Source organism: Micropruina sp. (assembly GCF_047602085.1).
Lineage (GTDB): Bacteria > Actinomycetota > Actinomycetes > Propionibacteriales > Propionibacteriaceae > Micropruina.
The window spans coordinates 107,554-128,520 of the sequence record NZ_JASGID010000006.1 but is presented as its reverse complement, the minus strand read 5'-3'; the positions used below and the strand labels follow the sequence as shown (position 1 = coordinate 128,520).

Sequence of the window (20,967 nt, the reverse complement as noted above, 5' to 3'; positions counted from 1 at the left end):
AACTGAGGCCCCCAGATCGTGCGCGGGCGTATCGGGTGCTGAACATCGTCGCCGGGGCCCGGCCGGGGCGTCCAGAAGCCCGCCCGCGTGCTCATCTGCCGAACAGTTCGCCCACGGCTGAGGTCACCCACTGAAGCTCGGGGTGCAACCGGGCTACGATGGGCCGGTGACGCTAGCAGACGACGCAGTCAGCCCCGCGGCCAGCGCCCCACCCGCCGGCCGCAAGCTGTTGCGCCTCGAGGTGCGCAACAGCCAGACCCCGATCGAGCGCAAGCCGCCGTGGATTCGCACCACCGCGCGGATGGGCCCCGAGTACCGCGGGCTGATGCAGTTGGTGAAGGACGAGAACCTGCATACCGTCTGCCAAGAGGCCGGCTGCCCGAACATCTTCGAGTGCTGGGAAGACAAGGAGGCCACCTTTTTGATCGGTGGCGACTCGTGCACCCGCCGTTGTGACTTCTGCCAGATCGAGTCGCGCAAGCCGTCCGGCTACGACAGGGGCGAACCGCTGCGGGTGGCCGAGAGCGTCCAGACCATGGGGTTGCGCTACGCCACCGTGACCGGGGTGTGCCGCGACGATCTCGAAGACGAGGGCGCGTGGCTGTATTCAGAGACGATCCGGCAGATTCACGCCGTGAACCCAGGCGTCGGCGTCGAGATGCTGGCCCCCGATTTTTCGGGCAAGCGTGAGTTGCTGCAGCAACTGTTCGACACCCGGCCCGAGGTGTTCGCGCACAACGTCGAGACCGTGCCACGCATCTTTCGCCGGATTCGGCCCGGGTTCAGCTACGAGCGGTCGCTCGAAGTGCTGCGCTGGTCGCGCGAGGAGCAGTTGGTCACCAAGTCGAATTTGATCCTCGGCATGGGCGAGACCCGCGAAGAGATTTCGCAGGCCCTGCGCGACCTGTACGACGCCGGCACCGAGTTGATCACCATCACCCAGTACCTGCGACCCTCGGCCCGGCATCATCCGATCGACCGCTGGGTCACCCCGGAAGAGTTCGCCGAGCTCGAGTCCGAGGCCACCGAGATCGGTTTTCCCGGCGTGCTGTCCGGCCCGCTGGTCAGGTCGTCGTATCGGGCCGGACGCCTGTACCGTACGGCGCTGGAGGCTCGTCGGCGCCGGGCCCGCGACACCATCACCACCGGGAGCACGAATGGCCAGTGAGAAGGCGAAAGCCCTCGCTCAGCAGCAGAAGGCCGAGCGCAAGGCCGAGAAGCTGCGCAAGAAGAACTCCGACGACCCCCGCGACTGGGGGCGGGTGCGGCAGATCATCGAGGCCTATAAGCGCACCAGCGAGCTCGATCCCCAGTTGAAGTGGTGGACCCTGGTCGCCGTCGCCGGCCCGATTCTGCTGTTCGTCGGCATCGGGGTGTGGCTGCAGCCCTGGTGGCTGTGGCTGATCACCGGTCTGCTGGTTGCCCTGGTGGCCTGCCTGTACGTACTCACCTGGCGGGTGAAGAAGGCCAACTTCAAGCGCTACGAGGGCCAGGCGGGCTCGTCCGAGGTGGCATTCCAGTTGCTCAACAAGCGCAAATTCACCTACGAGATCGGCATAACCGCCACCCGGCAGATGGACGTCGTGCACCGCGTCCTCGGCGCCCCAGGCATCGTGCTGGTGGGCGAGGGCAACCCTTCGCGCACCCGTGCCCTGCTGGCCACCGAGACCAAGAAACACGAACAGGTCGCCTACGGCGTGCCGGTCACCAGCGTGCTGGTCGGCAAAGACCAGGGTCAGGTTTCGCTCGATGCCTTGCAGAAGCACATCGAGAAGCTGCCCAAGTCGTTGCAACCGCATCAGCTCACCGAGGTCAAGCAGCGACTCAAGGCCCTGGACGCCATGCGCCCCAAGATTCCGGTGCCACGCGGCCCGATGCCGTCCACGAAGGGCATCAACCGCGCCATGCGCGGCCGCTGACCCCGCCCCTCACTCCCCACCCTCACTCCCCGCCCTCACTCCCCGCCCCCACGTTTCCGCCTTTCGACGTCCTTTCACGGGTTCAAACCCCGGAAAGGACGCCAAAGCCCGGATACCTGGTACGCCGGCGCCCCGGGGGGGCCGAAGGCCCGGGGGGCCGGTGCCCGAGGGGGCCGGTGCCCGAGGGGGCCGAGTGGACGGGAGGGGACGTTTCCGTGTTATGGCGTCCTTTCACGGGTTCAAACGCCGGAAAGGACGCCCAAGGGCGGAAGGGTGCACCACGGAAGACGGACGGGCCATATTTGAGGGCGGACGGGTGTACGACGGAAGGCGGGCGTCGGACGCTCACGCGGAGCGGTACAGCGCGGGGCGGAGCAGGCGCTCCAGCGTCGTCGGGTGCATGGCCTCCTTGTAGGTCCAGCGAACCACCCACCAGCCGGCAGCACGTAGCGCGGCCTCGCGGCGCTTCTCACGCATGACCGCGTCGGCCGCGGTCTCACCCGGGCGTAGCAACTCCCCGTACTTCACCTTGCCGTCGAACTCGCCGAGCACCCGAAACTCGGGCCAGGCGAAGTCGGCGCGGTATCTCGTACCACCGATCACAATCTCGAATTGCAGCTCTGGGGTCGGCAGGCCCAGCCGCCACATCGCCACCCGGCTGAGCGACTCGCCCGGCGATTCGCTGCGCGCGTCGGCCAACTCGACCATCGTGCGGGCCCGCCTGATCCCGTACCGGCGGATGACCTGGAGTTGCGTGGCCAGTTCGTCGGGAGCCAACCCACGCCGTAAGGCCGCATCGGCCGCAGCAACGGCGAAGCCGAGGTCACCGCAGCGGCCCACGTCGACCACCGTCCGGGCCAGCCTCGTTCTACACAACCCGTCCACCGATTCAATGTCTGCCTCTGGCAGCGGCGTGCGATAGCGATGCAGATACGGCCCGAGGGCTGCGCCGCCGGTTCCGGGCTTGGTCACCGTGACCAGGCCCAACTCCCCGGCGTCCACGGGCAGTCCGTGCAGCCACGCCGCCGAGGTATGGCTGAGCACATGCCCCGGCCTGAGCCGGGGAATGGTGGCATCGATCAACTGCCGGTGGTCGAGGCTGACGCCGTCGTCGACCGCAAGGAAGGCGCCCCGTCTGACCCGGGCGAGCTGTTCGCCTCGCACCATACGCCGAATGGTGTTCGAGCCGAGGCCTTCGGCATTGAGATCGCGGGTCAGACGGACAGCCATGGCGACGAGTCCAGCACCCCTGAACCGCGTTCCCCAGCCCATCCACAGAACTACCCGGACTTCTTTTCCCCATCCACAATTTCGCCGCCCAACTCACAATGCCCGCCCCTGCTCCCATCGTCCCCCCGCCCCCCATCCCCCGCCCCCAGCCCCGCGGCGCCACGTTTCCGGGAGTCGGCATCCATTCCGGGGTTTGAACCAATGAAAGGACGCCGGAACACGGAAACGTCCCCCATGGGGCGCTTGGGGCCGCGATGGGGCGCTTGGCCGCCGCCATGGGCTACTCGATCAGTTCGGACAGTTCCAGCCAGCGTTCCTCGACCTGGCCGATCTCGGCCTCGGCGGCCTTGAGCCGGGCGTCGAGCGACGCCAGGCCCGCATAGTCGGCATGGTCGTGTTCGGCCAACTGGCGGTGCAGCTCCGCGACCTGACCAGCCAGCCGGTCGAGCTTGCGTTCGGTTGCTGTGAGCTCCTTACGGACGGCTCGCTGCTCGGCGGCGGACGCCTTGGCCGCACCCGTCCGCACCTCCGACCCCGGACCGGCCGCCGCACCCGTCCGCACCTCCGACCCCGGACCAGCCGCCGCTGGGTCGGCGGCCCGCAGCAGCAGGTATTCGTCCACGCCGCCGGGCAGGTGCCGCAGTCGCCCGTGGATGATCGCGTACTGCTGGTCGGTCACCCGCTCGACGAAATACCGGTCGTGCGACACCACGATGAGCGTGCCCGGCCATGAGTCGAGCAGGTCTTCCAGGGCCGCGAGCATGTCGGTGTCGACGTCATTGGACGGTTCGTCGAGAATCAGCACGTTCGGCTCGCTGAGCAGCACCAGCAACAATTGCAGCCGCCGTTTCTGGCCGCCCGACAGCTCCCCGACCCGGGCCGCCAGGTGTTCGCGGGCGAACCCGAGCCGCTCCAGCAGTTGCGCCGGGGTGAGCTCGCGGCCGTCCACCACGTAACTGGTGCGAGCCCGGGCCAGTACCTCGCGCACCCGGTCGCCGGCGATATCGGCCAGTTCGCGAAACTGCTGGTCGAGCACCGCCAGCCGCACGGTCTTGCCGCGCTTCACCCGACCGGCGGTCGGGGCGAGCACCCCGGCGATCAGAGCGAGCAGCGTCGACTTGCCGCTGCCGTTGGCGCCCAGAATCGCGCTGCGCTCCCCCGGCGCGATGCGCCACTCGACCTGCCGCAGCACCTCGTGCTCGCCGAACGACACCCCGGCGTCGTGCAGGTCGATCACGTCTTTGCCCAGCCGCGCGGTGGCCAGCCGTGACAAGGCAAGCTGGTCGCGCGGCGGGGGCACATCGCTGATCAACTGGTTGGCGGCGTCGATGCGAAACTTCGGCTTGGACGTGCGGGCCGGGGCGCCACGGCGCAGCCACGCCAGCTCCTTCTTCATCAGGTTCTGCCGCTTGGCCTCCACCGCGGCAGCCTGCCGGTCGCGCTCCACCCGTTGCAGCACGTAAGCGGCATAGCCGCCCTCGAACGGCTCGACCAGTTGGTCGTGCACCTCCCAGGTGGTGGTGGCCACCTCGTCGAGAAACCAGCGGTCGTGGGTCACCACCAGCAGAGCGCCGGCGCCGCGGGCCCAGCGGGTCTTCAGATGCCCCGCCAGCCAGGTGATGCCCTCAACGTCGAGGTGGTTGGTGGGTTCGTCGAGCATCAGGACGTCCCACTCGCCGGCCAGCAGCGCGGCCAGCGCCACCCGACGCCGCTGACCGCCGCTGAGCGAGCCGACGGCCGCGTTCCAGGGCAGGTCCGCGACCAGCCCGGCGATCACGTCGCGCACTCCTGCGTCGCCGGCCCAGACGTGCTCGGCGACCTCGCCGACGATCGACTCCCCGACGCTCAGGTCATCGGCCAAGGTATCGGCCTGGTCGAGCACCCCGACCCGGACGCCGCCGCGGGTCAGCACCCGGCCCCCGTCGGGGGTGATCCGTCCGGCCAGCAGGCCCAGCAACGTCGACTTGCCGTCGCCGTTGCGACCGACGATGCCGATGCGGTCGCCCTCGTTGATGCCGGCCGTCACCTTGTCGAACACCACCCGGGTCGGGTACTCCAGGTGCAGCGCCTCACCGCCCAGCAGAAATGCCACCGGGCAACCCTACGGGTTGGGGCCGAGTGGCACCCAACGGGAACCGCTTGCCACAATGACCAGAGTGACCCCCCTCACCCAGGCGACCCCGTTCACCGGCACCTACCGCTTGCAGGTGCACGCCGACTTCACCCTCGACGACGCCGCCGCCGTGGTGCCCTACCTGGCCGACCTGGGCATCAGCCACATCTACCTCGCCCCGATACTGGCCGCGGTGCCCGGTTCGAGGCACGGCTACGACGTGCTCGACCACACTGCGATCAACCCCGAGATCGGCGGACGCCCCGCGCTCGAACGCCTCGCCGGCGCCGCCCACGACCACGGCCTGGGCATCGTGGCCGACATCGTGCCCAACCACATGGCGCTGGTGGCACCACTGTGGCGCAACGCCCCGCTGTGGGATGTGCTGGCCCACGGCCGCGACGCCGCCCACGCCGACTGGTTCGACGTCGACTGGCAGCACCTCGACGGCCGATTCGGCCTGCCCATACTGGGCGCGCCGCTGGCCGAGACCCTGGGCGAACTGCACCTCGATATCGGACGCCCCGACGAGGGCCGCGCCGCCGGCACGCCGGTGCTGCGTTACCACGACCAGGTGCTGCCGCTGCGCCCCGACGGCCCCGACACCAGCGACCTGACCGAACTGCTGGCCGGCCAGCATTGGCTGCTCGCCTCGCACACCGAGGCCGCCGACGTGCTCAACTACCGGCGCTTCTTCGACGTCGACCAGTTGGTGGCGATCCGGGTGGAGCGGCCCCCCGTGTTCGACGCCAGCCACGCGCTGCTGCTCGAGCTGCACCACGCCGGGGTGATCGACGGCTTTCGGGTCGACCACCCTGACGGCCTGGCCGACCCCGCGGGCTATCTGCAGCGGCTGGCCGACGCCTGCCGTCCGGGCACCCCGATCTGGGTGGAGAAGATCCTGGAGGGCCCGGAGCGGCTGCCCGGCTGGGCAGCAGCCGGCACCACGGGGTACGACGCCGCGGCCGCGTTGGACGCCGCCCTGGTCGACCCGGCGACCGTCGCGACCCTCAATGCGGCCTGGGCGGCGACCGGCGGCGAGCCCTGCCTGGCGGTGGTGATCGAGCAGAGCAAGCGGCAGGTGCTCGACCAGGTGCTGCAACCCGAACTGAACCGGCTGCACCGCGCCGCGGTGGCCGCCTTGCCCGATCACGACGTCGCCAGTGTGCGGGCGGCGCTGGTGGAACTGTTGGTGCAGTTGCACGTGTACCGCGCCTACGTGCGTCCCGGCACCCCGCCCGACCCCCAGCTTGTCGCCCCGCTGCACGACGCACTGGCTCGGGTGCGCACCGCCCGCCCCGACCTGGGCGAGATCGCCACGACGCTCACCCAGGTACTCCAACGCCCCGAAACCGCTCCCGGCGACCTCGATGCGGCTGCCGATCTGTGCCTGCGGTTTCAGCAGACCACCGGGCCGGTGATGGCCAAGGGCATCGAAGACACCACCTTTTACCGCTGGCACCGCCTGTGCGCACTCAACGAGGTGGGCTTCGACCCGGCCACCGGTGAGCACCCGGGCACCGGCGACCTGCACGACTGGGCCGAGCACCAGGCTCGTCTGTGGCCACAAGGCATGACCGGGCTGTCCACCCACGACACCAAGCGCAGCGAGGACGTCCGGGCCCGGCTGATCGCCCTGGCCGGCGACGCCGCGGCCTGGGAACGACTCTCGGCCCTGGCCCGGCAGGCCGCCCACCGGCACCGTGTCGACACCCCCACCGCCCACCTGGTCTGGCAGACCGTCGCCGGCGCCGGCGCCATCACCCCCGACCGGCTGGACGCCTACTTGACCAAGGCGGTGCGCGAGGCGAAACAGCAGACCGGCTGGCTGCACCCCGACCACGATTACGAGCGGCGGGTGCTGGCCCTGGGCCGATCGGTGCTGGCCGGCAACGAGCTGGGCCTGGCGATCGAGGCGGCCGTGCAGGCCAACCGGGCCGCGATCAGGGTGGTCACACTGGCCCAGAAGCTGGTGCAGCTCACCCTGCCGGGGGTGCCCGACACCTATCAGGGGGCCGACCGGCTGAACCTCACCCTGGTCGACCCCGACAACCGCGCCGGCATCGATTTCGCCGCCCACCGCGACGCTCTGGCCCGGATCGACGGTGGCGCATCGGTCGAATCGCTCGACGACGAAATCCTGCTGGTCACCTCGCGCACCCTGCGGCTGCGCCGCGACCGCCCGCACCTGTTCGGCGCCAACCACCGCCGGCTCGACCTGGGCCCGGCGCTGCTGGGGTTCGCCCGCGGCGACGATGTGGTGGTGCTGGCCCAGCGCGCTGCGCACGCCGCGCCGTCCGCGACCGTCGAGCTGCCCGAGGGCACCTTCACCGATGTGCTGACCGGCTTTCGCTACGCCGGCCCGGCGCAGGCGGTCGCCCTGCTGGCCAGGCTGCCGGTGGCGCTGCTGGTGAGGGAATCCTGATGCTGCAGCTCTACACCGTCTGGGCGCCCGAGGCCGAGCGTGTCGACCTGGTGCTCGGCGCCGGGGGTGACCAGGTATTGCCGATGAAGGCCACCGGCGGCGGTTGGTGGGCGTTGGATGCCGAACCCGGCGACGGCCGCTACGCCTTCGCCCTGGACGGCGGCGATCCGCTGCCCGACCCGCGCAGTCGCCGGCAGCCCGACGGGGTGCACGCACCCTCAGCACTGGTCGACGTCGGCACCTTCACCTGGACCGACGACGACTGGTCCGGACGGCAGCTCAAGGGCTCGGTGATCTACGAGCTGCACGTCGGCACGTTCACCCCCGACGGCACCTTCGACGGCGCGATCGAACGCCTGCCCCACCTGGCCGACCTGGGCGTCGACGTGATCGAGCTGATGCCGGTGGCGTCGTTTCCCGGCCGCAGCGGCTGGGGCTACGACGGCGTGGCGCTGTACTCGGTGCACGAGGCCTACGGCGGCCCCGAGGGCCTGCAGCGGTTCGTGGACGCTGCCCACGGCCACGGCCTGGCGGTCTGGTTGGACGTCGTCTACAACCACCTCGGCCCCGACGGCAACTACCTGCCCCGCTACGGCCCTTACTTCACCGACCGGCACCAGACGCCCTGGGGGCTGGCGGTGAATCTGGACGGCCCGGGCAGCGACGACGTGCGCGCCTTCTTCACCGACAACGTGCGGCAATGGTTCACCGACTACCATCTCGACGGCCTGCGGCTCGACGCCGTGCACGCCCTGCACGACGACCAGGCTGTGCACCTGCTCGAAGAGCTGGCCCAGTTGGGCGATGAGATCGGTGAGGCCAGCGGCGTGCCGCGGGTACTGGTGGCCGAGTCCGACCGCAACGACCCTGCGACGGTGACTCCGCGCGGCATCGGCGGGGCCGGCGGCATGGGCCTGTCGGGGCAATGGGCCGACGACGTGCACCACGCCCTGCACGTAACCCTTACCGGCGAGGCGCAGGGCTACTACGCCGACTTTGCCGACCCGCAGGCTCTGCCGAAGGTGCTGGGTCACACCCCGTTCTTTCACGACGGCACTTATTCGTCGTTCCGGGGGCGGCGGCACGGGCGTCCGGTCGAACCGGCGATCACCCCCGGCTGGCGATTCATCGTGTCGCTGCAAACCCACGATCAGGTCGGCAACCGGGCCACCGGCGACCGGCTGGCCCATGTGGCCGGCATCGGACGAGCAGCGATCGGGGCCGCCTTGCTGCTCACCTCGCCCTACACGCCGATGCTGTTCATGGGCGAGGAGTTCGGCGCCTCGACGCCCTGGCAGTACTTCACCGACCACAGCGAGGCCGCCCTGGCCGAATCGATCCGCGAGGGCCGGCAGACCGAGTTCGCCGAGCACGGCTGGTCGGCCGAGGTGCCCGACCCGCAAGACCCGGGCACCGTCGAGGCGTCCACCATCGACTGGGCCGAACTGGACCGTTCGCCGCATGCGCAACTGCTCGACTGGTACCGCACGCTGATCCGGCTGCGCCGCCGGCTGCCGGACGTTAGCGAGGCCCGGCTGGGTGAGGGCGCCGTGGCCCGGGAGGGCAACCTGCTGCTGGTGCGGCGCGGCGAACTGAATGTGGTCGCGAACCTCGCCGATGAGCCCGGACGGCTGCCGGTGGCGCCGGCCGCCGAGGTGCTGGCCGGCTTCGGCGAGGTGAGGCTCGAGGGTTCCGAGGTGCTGCTCGGCCCGGCCAGCATCGGGCTGCTGCTGGCGCCCCCGCCCACCGGAACGATCCCGGTGATCAGCGGCTAGAGACGCTGACCTTTCGTTGGTCGAGCGTGTCGAGACCGTGGTCATCACGCTGCGGCAAGGGGTCTCGACACGCTCGACCAGCGGTAGGCGCATTGATCAGTGTTTCCCTTGAGACGTGCCGATCTACCCAGCCACCGCTGGTTGAGCCTGTCGAAACCCCTCACCCGAGCACCACACCCACGGTCTCGACACCCTCGACCAACGAAAATCGGCGACTCCTTAGCCGGCGGCCGGCTCGGGCTCTTCGGCAACGGCGCTCACCACGTCGCGAAGTTGCAGCCACCACTGGTCACGCGGCCTGCGCACGGTGAGGTCCATCAGGGTCATCATCTGCTCGACCGGAACGTGATTGACCCGCGAGCCGGTGAGGCCGACCAGGTAGCTGCCGTCCGACCCCGCGGCGAACTGTTCGGCGACCCGGTCAAGCGCATACCCGGCCAGCCGCGTGGCCATCATTCGGTCGAACGGGCTGGGCGAGCCACCCTGCTGCTGGTGACCGAGAACCGCCTGTCGCACGTCGTACAAGCCGTCGCCCTCGGCCCGCAGCATGCGCGCGATCACGTCGGTGGTGTATTCCTCGTCGGCCCGCTCGTTGCGCACCGCCAGAAACAGCGACCGTCCGCGCTCGAACGAGCCGCGGAGCCACTGCACGTCGGCATCGAGCTGTGCCAGCCTGATGCCCTCTTCGTGCAGGTAGACCCGCTCGGCGCCGCCCGCCAAGCCCCCCATCAGGGCAAGGTAGCCGCAGTAGCGGCCCATCGTCTCGACCACGAAGCAGCGCCTCGTTGCCGAGGCCGACTGCTTGATCCGGTCGATCGCCTCGACGACCACGTTCAGCGCGGTGTCGGCACCGATGGCCAGCTCTGAGCCGGGCAGGTTGTTGTCGATGCTGGCGGGCACGCAAATCAGCGGAATGCGGAAGGCCGGGTAGCGATCCCGTTCAGCGTGGATGCGGTAGATGGCCTGATAGCCGTTCCAGCCGCCGATCATCACCAACGCGTCGATGTGATGATCCTCCAACCGCCGGCCGATCGGGTACAGGTCCTCAATGGTGGGTATGGTCCGGCGCAGCCCCAGATTGGCGCCGCCATCGCTGGTCCACGCCTCCACGTCGCCCCAGCCCAGTTCACTGACCCGGCCATCACGCAGGCCGGGAAAGCCGTCGCGAACGCCCAGCATGGTGTAGCCGCGGCTGATGCCCAGCCGCACCGCCGCCCGCGCCGCGGTGTTCATTCCGGGCGCCAGCCCACCGGCATGGATCACCGCGATGCGCTTTGCTCCTTCGGTTACCGACACCCGCGCCGGCTCGGTGAGTTCGGCGAGCAGACCGGCCATCTCGCCGAAGGAGTTGCCGCGCTGCCGCATGGCACCCGCATAGTCGCCAGCGGCAATCAGCTGCGGCACCTCGCGGGTGTCACGCACCGCCTGCATCAATGGCACCGCCGCCACTCGGTTGCCACGAATGCCGAAGACATTGCCCTCGCTGCCCGGCTCTGCCTTCAGCAGCGATCGGACGGCCTCGAAACCCAGCCAGGTGGAACACCAGCGGTCGAACGCGCTGGGCCGGCCACCGCGCTGCACGTGGCCCAGAATCGTCACCCGGGTGTCTTCGCCCAGCCTCTGCTCGATGATCTGCCGCACCTGTTCGGACGTGATCGGGTTGCCGTCGCGATCGGTGGCACCCTCGGCGACCAGCACTATCGAGTCGCGACGTCCGGCCGCCCGGCCCCGGGCCAGTTCGGCGCACATCCGGTCTGGCCAGCCCGGCGCTGGCGGGTTCTCGGGGATCAGCACGTAGTCGCAGCCGCCGGCGACGGCGGCGATCAGCGCCAGGTAGCCGCAGTGCCGGCCCATCACCTCGACCACGAAGCTGCGCTGGTGGCTGGCCGCGGTGCTGGCCAGGTCGTCGATCGCGTCGACGATGCGGTGCAGCGCCGAGTCGGCACCGATCGTCATGTCGGTGCCCACCAGGTCGTTGTCGATCGAGCCGACCAGCCCGGCGATCATCAGTACCGGGTGGGCGTCGGCCACCGCCTGGTCGAGTTCACCGGCCGCGACCAGTTCGGCCAGCAGTTCGGGCCACTCGGTGCGAAACGCGTCCAGGCCCGAGAGGCTGCCGTCGCCGCCGATCACGACCAGGCGATCGATACCGTGTTCGAGCAGGTTGCGGGCGGCGGTGCGCCGGCCCTCGCGTTGCCGAAAATCCTTGGAGCGAAAGGTGCCGATCACAGTGCCGCCTCGATGCAGCACGTTGCCCACATCGTCCCAGCCGAATCGGCGAATGCCGTCGCCGCCGTCGATCATGCCCTGGTAGCCCTCGAAGACGGCGTACACCTCGGCGCCCAGGGTGATGGCGGTGCGCACCACCGCCCGCACCGCGGCGTTCATGCCTTGGGCATCACCGCCGCTGGTCAGAATGCCGATGCGCTTGCCGATACCGATCTGTTCGATCATGGATCCATCCTGGCGAAGGCCAGCCCCCCGCGACCGGAAATCCAGGAAGTGTTTACCCGATCGTCGCCGACTAATCCTCGCGAGCGCCACCGGCCGAGCCTTTTGAGACCCTGGTCTCGGCTGTTGAGCCAGATCTCGACAGGCTCGATCAACCGCCGGCGGACGAGCTTGTCGAGGCCCGGGCGACCACGATCTCGATCAGCGTTCGGTCAACTGACGATGTGCTGCTGTTCGATGATCGCGTCGCGCAGTTCGCGCCGCCGCTTCTGCTCGGCCGGGTCGGGCACCGGCACCGCCGACAGCAGCCGCTGGGTGTAGGGGTGCTGCGGGTCGGTGACGATCTCTTTGGTGGGGCCCACCTCGACCAGGTAACCGTGCCGCATCACAGCGATTCGCTGGCTGAGCATCTCGACCACCGCCAGGTCGTGGCTGATGAACACACAGGCAAAGCCGTACTCGGCCTGCAGGTCTTGAAACAGCTTCAGCACCCGCGCCTGCACCGACACGTCGAGCGCCGAGGTGGGTTCGTCGGCGATCAGTAGCTTGGGTTGCAGCGCCAGCGCCCGGGCGATCCCGATCCGCTGCCGCTGACCGCCCGAGAGCTCGTGCGGGTACCGGTTGCGCATCGCCCGGGGCAACTGGACGCTCTCGAGCAGGGCCTCGACCCGCTTCGACAGTTCCGAGCCCTTCAGCCCCAGGTGCAGCAGAATCGGCTCGCCGATCGACTCGCCCACCGGCAGCCGCGGGTTGAGCGACGAGCCCGGGTCTTGAAACACGATGCCGACCTCTTTGCGAAACGGCTTCAGTTCGGACGGCTTGGCGTTGGTGATGTCGCGGCCGTTGACGCTCAGCGTGCCCTCGACCACCGGCAGCAGGGCCACCGCGGCACGTCCGATGGTGGTCTTGCCCGAGCCCGACTCGCCGACCAGGCCGATCACCTCACCGGGGTCGACCCGCAGGTTGATGTGGTGGGCGGCCCGGAAGGCGGGTCGGCGCCCCTGCTTGGGGTACTCGATGGCAACGTCCTCCATCAGCAGTGCCGGGGTCACCGAGGCGTCACTGGCCATCAGCGGCACACCGGTCTTGTCGCCCTGCGCCACCAGCGAAAGCCGGGTCGTGCCCAGAGTCTCGTCGACGGTCGCCGCACCCAGGTGCGGCACCGAGGCCAGCAATTGCTTGGTGTAGGGGTGCTGCGGACGGTTGAAGATGTCGTCGGACGTGCCGTGCTCGACCACCTGCCCGTCTTTCATCACCACGATGCGGTCGGCCATGTCGGCCACCACCCCCATGTCGTGGGTGATCAGAATGATCGCGGCGGTGACCCGTTCGCGCAGGTCGCGCATCAGCTTCAGGATCTCACCCTGCACGGTGACGTCGAGCGCCGTGGTCGGCTCGTCGGCGATTAGCAGCCCCGGGTCGCAGGCCAGCGCCTGGGCGATCATGATGCGCTGCCGCTGACCGCCCGAGAGCTGATGCGGGAATTTGTCGAAGCTGTCGTCGGGGTCGGGAATCTCGACCAGCCTCATCAGGTCGATGGCGCGGGCCTTGGCAGCCGCCGGCTGCATCAGGAAGTGGGTCCGCAGCGTCTCGACGATCTGAAAGCCCACGGTGTAGACCGGATTCAGTGCGGTCATCGGCTCCTGGAAGATGACCGAGATGTCGTTGCCGCGAACGTGCTGCAACTGCCGCAACGACATGCCGATCAGTTCGGTGCCCTTCAGCTTCGCCGAACCGGTGGCGCGTCCGTTCTTCGGCAGCAGACCGATCAGGCTCATCGCCGACTGGGTCTTGCCCGACCCGGACTCGCCCACGATGGCCAGCACCTCGCCCGCCTTCAGGTCGTAGTTCAGGCCCTGCGCGGCGGTGAACCAGCCGTCGCTCACCCAGAACCGGACCCCGAGGTTCCGAACCTCCAAGACCGTGTCTCCACGTTTGACCGCGCCGCCGATCTGCTTGGAGAGGCGCTCCGCGCCGGCGAGTCCTTGATTGACCACCTTGGGTTCCTTGGCGCTCACTTCACGTCCTCTCTCGTCAACGGAGCGCTCGCCTTGTTCATCTGTCGCTGGGACGGGATCTTCCTGGTTCGCGGGTCGAACGCATCCCGCAAGCCGTCACCGATGAAGTTGACGCTGAGCGCGATCAGAATGATGAAAAGACCGGGCCACCAGAACAGCCACGGGCGAGTAGCGAAGGCACCCTGGTAGGTGTTGATCAGAAAACCGAGCGAAATATTGGGCCGGTTGATGCCGAATCCAAGGTAGCTGAGCGCTGTCTCGAGCACGACCGCCGCCGACATCAGCAGTGTCGTATTCACAATGATCACGCCGATGGAGTTCGGCAGCATGTGTTTGGTGATGATCCGCCAGTCGGACGCCCCCGCGACCCGGGCAGAGTCCACGAACTCACGTTCCCGCAAGGTCAAGAACTCACCACGAACCAGACGAGCAAGGCTTGGCCACAAGATCAGTCCGAGGGCGATCGCCAGCAGCAGCGGCATATTCGCGGTGAGCGAGTCGACGACGTCCTGCGAGGCGCCCATCTTCACCGGAAGGGTGTTGACCAACCGGCCCAGCACGGCGCCGAGCACGATCACGGGCAGAGTAATGACGAGGTCGGTGAGGCGCATCAGGGATTGATCGACCCAACTGCGGTAGTAGCCGGTCAGCGCACCGACGAGAACGCCGATGACCAAGGCGACGAGACCCATCACGACCATCACGAACATGGACGTCTGAACGCCCTTCATCACCAGCGCGAAGTTGTCCGACCCGAGCGAATCCTGCCCGAACGGATGGTCGCCGATCGCGAAGCCCGCACCACCCAGCCACTGGGGCAGGGAGAGCGTCGGTGCCCCACCGTTGACCGGTGTTCCCGACGCCAGGTAGTCCTGATACTTCCACCAGCCGCGGATCGGCCCGATGCCCATGGAAGTGAAGGACAGCAGGCAGACCAGAAGCAGGATGATCACCCCGGCCATCGCGCCCCGGTGCCGGAAGAACCGGGCCAGCACGATCTGCCCCTGGGTCAGCCCCTGCACCTCGCGTGCCTCCCCGACGCCCTCGCCCCGGCCGACGGTGTCGGCCGAGTCGTCATCGACCGGGCCAGGTGCGAGGCTCGGCAGATCTTCGTTGGGAGACTTCTCGTCGTTGCTCATGCTGCCACCTGAATCCTCGGGTCAAGCAATGCATACAGGTAGTCGGCGACGAGGTTCGCGACGATCGCGAGCGCCCCCGTGATCATGACGTAGGCCATCACCGGGTCCACCTCGCTTTGCCGCAACGAGACGACGAACAATCGGCCCATACCCGACCACCCGAAGATCGTCTCGGTGATCACGGCTCCACCGATCAGGGTGATCACATCCACCGGGACGACCGAAGCCAGCGGCAGCAGAGCATTGCGCAAGGCGTGGCGCACGACCACGATGCGTTCACTGAGGCCCTTCGCCCGAGCCGTCCGGATGTAGTCCTGGCCGAGAACCTCGAGCATCGAGCCGCGCTGGTAGCGCGTGTAGGACGCGAACGAGATCAGCACCAGGGCGATGGTGGGCAGCAGCAGGTGGGTGAACCTGTCCAACTGCTGCAGCCAGAAGTCCCCCTCGAAGCCAGGGGTTCCGGCGCCGATCGTGGCAATCGGACGGCCCTTGATGCTCGGGTGATCGAAGTACTGCTGCCAACTCTGCATCACCCGGTCGACGAACGTCAGGGCGGCCATCAGCAGCGCCGTCACCACCGCTCCGCGCATCGAGACTGCCCGGTCAGGTCCGCCGAACAGCCAGCCGGCCAGCACGCCGACTCCGACCGCGACCAACAGCAGGACGAACAACCAGCCCCAGTTCATCGGCACGTAGTAGAACAACCATTGGACCGAGATATAGCTGACGATGCCCACGACCGCGGTGGTCAGCGCCGAGTACAGAGCCCGCCTGTTGCTCATCCCGGCGAAGATCGCCGTCACGGCCAGCGCGATCGCGATACCGAGGACGCCGACGCCGACGACCCCCAGCGATGGTTGCTGCAGCCATCCCGATCCGAGCACGAATGCGGAGGTGCCGAAAGTGACTCCGGCAGCCGCCGCGAAAATGATCAGGCCACGCTTGAGCCCGCCACCCAATGCGCCCGCCCAGAAGAGCCCGGCCACCACCGAAACCAGGGTGACCAGTAACCAGTTTATCGAGGGACTGTTGAGGAAATCGTTCACGCCGATGGCCATGAACTGCTTGAGCAGCACGGCCACCCAGAAGACCGGCAGCGAGTAGAGGACGAACGATACGAACGTGATCGCGTAGTCGAAGGCCGTGTACTGACGAAGCGCGCTGATGATGCCGACCAGAACGCCGAGTGCGATCGCGATCAAGGTGGCCGCGAGCACTAGCTGAATGGTGGTGAAGATCGCTCCGCTCAGCAGCCTGTTCACCGACTCCTGGGTTCGCCATGCAGTGCCCAGATCGCCGGTCACGAACTGGCGCAGCCACAAGAGATAGCGATTGAACCAGGGCTGATCGAGGTGCAACGCATGGATCCGGGCGTCCATGGCTGCTTCCTTGTTGGGCGCTGTGCTTGTGCGCAGGTCGTCCAGCGGGTCCATCGCCAGGTCGAGCATGGCGTACATGATTACCGACAGCACCACCAGGATGCCTACGCCGAGACCCAAGCGTCGCGCCAAGAATCTGACCATGGATCACCCTTCCCCTTACGAATGAGAACTAAGAATTCCAGCGGTGGGGAGCCGGAGTTTCCGACTCCCCACACGCCGAGGGTTTAGGGAAGCGCTGATTTTTCGCTGGTCGAGCTTGTCGAGACCTCGACCATGCCGCTCCGGTAAAGGGTTTCGACAAGCTCAACCAGCGAGGGTTGCGTTGATCAGCGCTTCCTTAGAGCAAACTCGGCTCTCGCCGAGACCTGCTGATCAACTGACCTTCCACTCCCAGAAGTTCCAGAAGATGGTCGGGGTCAGGGTGATCGGCTTGACGCCGGTCAGCTTGTTCGAGAACGACGCAAGGCTCGGGAACTGGAAGATGGTGAGCCCGAATGCATTGTCAACCAGCAACTTGTCGACCTGCTTCAGGATCTCGTCCTGCTTGGCCGTGTCGGTCTCGATCTGCAACTGATCGTAAAGGGCGTCGATCTGCTTATTGGTGAAGCCGTACGGGTTGTTGGACCCCCCCGCCTTCTTGGACAGATACTGGGGAGCATTATCGGTCACACCAGTGCTGTTGGCCGCCCACGCGAAGAACGCCGCATCGTACTTGTCGGGAGACGTGAACACCAGCGTCGACCAATCGTCACTGGAACTGTCGACCACCTTGAATCCGGCCTGCTCGGCGGACTCCTTCATCAGCCGGAACTCTCCTTGCCTGCGGACGTTCTGCTTGGCGAACATGATCCGCACGGTGGGGTTCTTCACCCCGGCCTCAGCGAGCAGCGACTTGGCCTTTTCGATATCCACGTCGCCGTAGGTAGTACCCATCCCATTCGCGGCGGTGACGGCGTCATAGTTCGGTGCGCCCGGTACCGCGTTGAACGCGTTGCGTACGGCCGCGTCGGGGTTGACCGGCTTGACCAAGGTGTCGACGATCTGTTGGCGAGGAACCGTGTGCAGGAAGGCCTGCTTGACCTTGAGCGCCTTGGCGGCGTCCCCTCCGTACGTCTCCGGATCGAAGACGCCCCCGCTGGCGACCGACAGGTCGATGTGCTCGTAGCTGCTCTCGATGCCGGTCAGAGTCGTGACGTTCGACAGGGCCTTGGCGGCCTGGTAAGCGTCCTCGGTGACCTGTGGCGCGATGAGCTGGACCTCGTTGTTCTGGAGGGCTTGCACGGCAGCCATCGGGTCCTCGTTGAAGCGAACGGTGACCGTGTCGATGGCCGGCGTGTGATCGCCCTTGTAGTTGGGGTTCCGCTTCAGGGTGACGTACTGGTCGGCTACGGCCTCCGCGATCATGTAGGGACCACAGGAAACCAACAGGTTCGCATCGGACGGCGTGTTCTTGAAGTTCCAGTCCTTGTTCCAGACGTTGGAGATCTTCGAGAGCGAGGCATTGTCCTTGTTCTGGAATGCCTTCACCACGGCGTCGGCGGCCTTGGTGGCATCTGTCTCACCAAGAGCCCGGGCACCCACAACGTGCGCCGGCAGGCCGGCCGTCATAAGGTTCTTTTCCCAGTCGGCGAACGGCTTGCTGTAAGTGTAGGTGAGGGACTTTCCATTGTCGCCGATAACCGGGAACTCCTCGATCAGCGAGGCGGCTGGAAGTCCGGTCTGATCGAAGTAGACGTCAGTTCCCTTGTTGGTCGACGTGACTGCGCCGGTATCGGCGTCCTTCTTGACGTCGGTGTCGCTCAGGGTGTTGAAGTGGCCGCTGTAGGTGGCCCAGTAGAGCACCAGATCGGCGGCCGTCACGGGGACACCGTCTGACCACATCGCCGTATCGGCCAGCGTGACCTTCACCTTGAGCGGGTCGTCGCTCAGCTTCTCGTAGGTGGCGAAGCTCTTGTTGTTCTCGAGCTTCAAGCCTTCGCCGTAATAGGTGATCGTGTCGGTGATCAGGTAGCCGATGTTGGCAGTCACCACGTTGTTGCCGGATGACGAGTATTGATTCACCGTGTAGAAGGGCTGGTTCCACATAACCGAAACACTCGACGCGGCCGGTGCTGACTGACTCGAACTTGTGGTCGGCGGTGTGCAGGCTGACAGCGCGAGAACGCTTGCGACAACGCCTGCGGCGCCCGCGACCCATTTCTTGATGCCCAATGTTCCTCCAGGTCTAGGTCGGCGAGACCGCGGGCCCTGTAGGTGCCGCAATGCAGACTCGTCCGATGGGTGAGCTTCGACTCAAGCTAATCGGTCGCATCGGGGGCCGCAATGGAAGCTGTGAACGGTTGCCGGATCGTTACGGAAGCGGCACCACTGCGCCCCGGAAGGCACGACTGACTGTTCTCGAACCGTCAGCGCACTCTCTCACGTGATGGGTTGGTGAGGCGCTGATTTTCGATCAGCGTTTCCTGGGCGAGGTTGGTCAGCGCCGGTTGACCACCACGGTGCCCAGCGCCAGATCGTTCAGGGCGCGCCGTTCGGCACCGATCACGATGGTGGGCAGCACCAAGCAGATCATCGCCTGCCGGGCCACCGCCCGCAGCAGGCCGATCGGTTCGCCGGTGAGCCGCACCACCCCGATCTTGGCGATGATCTGGCCGAAGCTCCCCCCCGCCAGACCGGTCAACACCGAACTCTGCACGAAGAACACCGCCAGGGTCATCCAGCTTCGCCAGCCCGGCTCATGCAACACCGCGGTGCCGAACAGGATCACAGCCAAGGCCATCGAGGCAGCCCAGTCGAGAATCAGGGCGGCCACGCGGGCTCGCCACCTGGCCAGCGCACCACGCCCGGTCTCGGGCAGGCCCAGGGTTTCGCCGGGGTAGTGCTCGGCGGTGTCGTTCACCCGGCCAATCTATCGGCTCCCCCGCGGCCGACGATCCCCGGCGACAGGCGGTCCCCGGCGACAGGCGGTCCCCCGTAACGTGGCCGAAACACTGGCGCAACCGCGCGGAAACGAAGTCTCCAATAGGGTGGCGATGTTCGGATTCCCTTACCCACTCGGAGGAAAGATGTTCCAAAGCGCTGACGATCTGTTGGCCTATGTGAAGGACGAGGGCGTCGAGACCATCGACGTCAGGTTCTGCGATCTGCCCGGCGTCATGCAGCACTTCACCGTTCCCGCTGGGTCGTTCGGCCCCGAGGTGTTCGAGGACGGCCTGGCGTTCGACGGCTCGTCCATTCGCGGCTTTCAGAAGATTCACGAGTCGGACATGGCACTGCTGCCAGACCCGACCTCGGCGTTCATCGACCCGTTCCGCCGGTCGAAGACCCTGGCCGTGAGCTTCTTCGTGCACGACCCGCTGACCAAAGAGCCCTACAGCCGCGACCCGCGCAACATCGCCCGCAAGGCCGAGGCGCACCTGAAGTCGACCGGCATCGGCGACACCGCGTTCTTCGCGCCCGAGGCCGAATTTTACATCTTCGACTCGGTGCGCTTCGAGACCAAGCAGAACGCGTCGTTCTACTACATCGACTCCGAGGCCGGCGCCTGGAACAGCGGCGCCGAGTCCGACGGCGACGGCCGGGCCAACCGTGGGTACAAGGTCAAGTACAAGGGTGGCTATTTTCCCGTCGCCCCGGTCGACCACTTCACCGACCTGCGTGACGACATGGTACGCAACCTCGAGCAGTCCGGCTTGATCGTCGAGCGCGCGCACCACGAGGTGGGCACCGCAGGCCAAGCCGAGATCAACTACCGCTTCAACACCATGCTGGCCGCGGCCGACGAGGTGATGAAGTTCAAGTACATCATCAAGAACACCGCCTGGGCGGCGGGCAAAACCGTCACCTTCATGCCGAAGCCGATCTTCGGCGACAACGGCTCGGGCATGCACGTGCACCAGTCGCTGTGGGCGAACGGAACCCCGCTGTTCTACGACGAGAACGGCTACGGACAGCTCTCTGACATGGCTCGGCACTACATCGGCGGCCTGCTGCACCACGCACCGTCGCTGCTGGCCTTCACCAACCCGACGGTGAACAGCTACCACCGCCTGGTGCCGGGCTTCGAGGCCCCGACCAATCTCGTGTACTCGGCCCGTAACCGGTCGGCCTGTATTCGCATTCCGCTCACCGGCTCGAACCCGAAGGCCAAGCGCATCGAGTTTCGCTGCCCCGACCCGAGCTCGAACCCGTACCTGGCCTTCGCCGCATGCCTGTTGGCCGGCCTGGACGGCATTCAGAACAAGATCGAGCCGCTACCCCCGGTCGACAAGGACCTCTACGAGCTGCCCCCCGAGGAGCACGCCAAGGTGCCCACCGTCCCGCCGTCGCTGGAGGGCGTGCTCGACAAGCTGGAGGCCGACCACGACTACCTGCTGGCAGGCGACGTGTTCACCTCGGACCTGATCGAGACCTGGGTCGACATGAAGCGCGCCGACATCTCGGCGATCCGGCAGCGTCCGCACCCGCACGAGTTCGAGATGTACTACGACATGTGACCATCAAACCTAGTCAACC

The 20,967-nt window shown here is 67.2% G+C and carries 13 protein-coding genes; 5 read left to right on the top strand and 8 right to left on the bottom strand.

Translation table 11 applies throughout. The annotated features are described in order from the left end of the window. The first annotated feature begins 166 nt into the window (after positions 1-166). Both lipA and QM721_RS12190 read left to right on the top strand, forming a co-directional pair. Complete coding sequence (gene lipA / locus QM721_RS12195; protein ID WP_415122354.1) at positions 167-1,168, top strand: lipoyl synthase; 1,002 nt, start codon at positions 167-169, stop codon at positions 1,166-1,168. Continuing rightward, positions 1,158-1,919 (top strand): DUF4191 domain-containing protein, encoded by a 762-nt coding sequence (locus QM721_RS12190; protein WP_415122352.1) that lies wholly within the window; start codon positions 1,158-1,160, stop codon positions 1,917-1,919. The genes lipA and QM721_RS12190 overlap by 11 nt, the downstream gene beginning before the upstream one ends. A 345-nt stretch (positions 1,920-2,264) precedes the next feature. On the opposite strand, the gene QM721_RS12185 is transcribed toward QM721_RS12190, so the two are convergent. Both QM721_RS12185 and QM721_RS12180 read right to left on the bottom strand, forming a co-directional pair. Further along, entirely contained in the window at positions 2,265-3,149 is an 885-nt protein-coding gene (locus QM721_RS12185; protein WP_415122350.1) for a hypothetical protein, read from the bottom strand. Between the two features lie 280 nt (positions 3,150-3,429). Next, the gene (locus QM721_RS12180; protein WP_415122348.1) at positions 3,430-5,241 is read right to left on the bottom strand and encodes an ABC-F family ATP-binding cassette domain-containing protein; all 1,812 of its coding nucleotides are present in this window, start codon (positions 5,239-5,241) and stop codon (positions 3,430-3,432) included. 64 nt (positions 5,242-5,305) lie between these two features. On the opposite strand from QM721_RS12180, the gene treY reads away from it, so the two are divergent. Together treY and treZ are read left to right on the top strand one after the other, a co-directional pair. Next, positions 5,306-7,687 carry a malto-oligosyltrehalose synthase gene (treY, locus tag QM721_RS12175; protein WP_415122346.1) on the top strand — a complete coding sequence of 794 codons (2,382 nt, stop codon included), beginning with the start codon at positions 5,306-5,308 and terminating at the stop codon, positions 7,685-7,687. Beyond that, entirely contained in the window at positions 7,687-9,462 is a 1,776-nt protein-coding gene (gene treZ, locus QM721_RS12170) for a malto-oligosyltrehalose trehalohydrolase (protein ID WP_415122344.1), read from the top strand. The genes treY and treZ overlap by 1 nt, the downstream gene beginning before the upstream one ends. Before the next feature lie 219 nt (positions 9,463-9,681). Here the strand turns inward: treZ and QM721_RS12165 are convergent, their stop codons facing one another. From QM721_RS12165 to QM721_RS12140, 6 genes are all read right to left on the bottom strand, one after another. After that, complete coding sequence (locus tag QM721_RS12165; protein ID WP_415122342.1) at positions 9,682-11,916, bottom strand: 6-phosphofructokinase; 2,235 nt, start codon at positions 11,914-11,916, stop codon at positions 9,682-9,684. A gap of 209 nt (positions 11,917-12,125) precedes the next feature. After that, positions 12,126-13,931, bottom strand: coding sequence for an ABC transporter ATP-binding protein (locus QM721_RS12160; protein ID WP_415122340.1), 1,806 nt, complete (start codon positions 13,929-13,931; stop codon positions 12,126-12,128). Next, entirely contained in the window at positions 13,928-15,070 is a 1,143-nt protein-coding gene (locus QM721_RS12155) for an ABC transporter permease (RefSeq protein WP_415122338.1), read from the bottom strand. The genes QM721_RS12160 and QM721_RS12155 overlap by 4 nt, the downstream gene beginning before the upstream one ends. Continuing rightward, on the bottom strand, positions 15,067-16,593 hold the full coding sequence (locus QM721_RS12150; protein ID WP_415122336.1) for an ABC transporter permease: 1,527 nt from the start codon (positions 16,591-16,593) through the stop codon (positions 15,067-15,069). The genes QM721_RS12155 and QM721_RS12150 overlap by 4 nt, the downstream gene beginning before the upstream one ends. Positions 16,594-16,824: 231 nt before the next feature. Beyond that, positions 16,825-18,663, bottom strand: coding sequence for an ABC transporter family substrate-binding protein (locus QM721_RS12145; RefSeq protein WP_415122334.1), 1,839 nt, complete (start codon positions 18,661-18,663; stop codon positions 16,825-16,827). A 265-nt stretch (positions 18,664-18,928) separates the two neighbouring features. After that, a complete protein-coding gene (locus QM721_RS12140; protein ID WP_415122332.1) occupies positions 18,929-19,351 on the bottom strand; it encodes an RDD family protein in 423 nt (140 codons plus the stop codon). Positions 19,352-19,517: 166 nt separating this feature from the next. On the opposite strand from QM721_RS12140, the gene glnA reads away from it, so the two are divergent. Beyond that, the gene (gene glnA, locus QM721_RS12135) at positions 19,518-20,948 is read left to right on the top strand and encodes a type I glutamate--ammonia ligase (protein ID WP_415122330.1); all 1,431 of its coding nucleotides are present in this window, start codon (positions 19,518-19,520) and stop codon (positions 20,946-20,948) included. The last annotated feature ends 19 nt before the right edge of the window (positions 20,949-20,967 follow it).

Excerpts from the sequence above, each read along its gene's own strand:
- QM721_RS12155 (WP_415122338.1), bottom strand. The coding sequence starts at position 15,070 with ATGAGCAACGACGAGAAGTCTCCCAACGAAGATCTGCCGAGCCTCGCA.
- treZ (WP_415122344.1), top strand. The coding sequence starts at position 7,687 with ATGCTGCAGCTCTACACCGTCTGGGCGCCCGAGGCCGAGCGTGTCGAC.
- glnA (WP_415122330.1), top strand. The coding sequence starts at position 19,518 with ATGTTCCAAAGCGCTGACGATCTGTTGGCCTATGTGAAGGACGAGGGC.
- QM721_RS12165 (WP_415122342.1), bottom strand. The coding sequence starts at position 11,916 with ATGATCGAACAGATCGGTATCGGCAAGCGCATCGGCATTCTGACCAGC.
- QM721_RS12150 (WP_415122336.1), bottom strand. The coding sequence starts at position 16,593 with ATGGTCAGATTCTTGGCGCGACGCTTGGGTCTCGGCGTAGGCATCCTG.
- QM721_RS12185 (WP_415122350.1), bottom strand. The coding sequence starts at position 3,149 with ATGGCTGTCCGTCTGACCCGCGATCTCAATGCCGAAGGCCTCGGCTCG.
- QM721_RS12190 (WP_415122352.1), top strand. The coding sequence starts at position 1,158 with ATGGCCAGTGAGAAGGCGAAAGCCCTCGCTCAGCAGCAGAAGGCCGAG.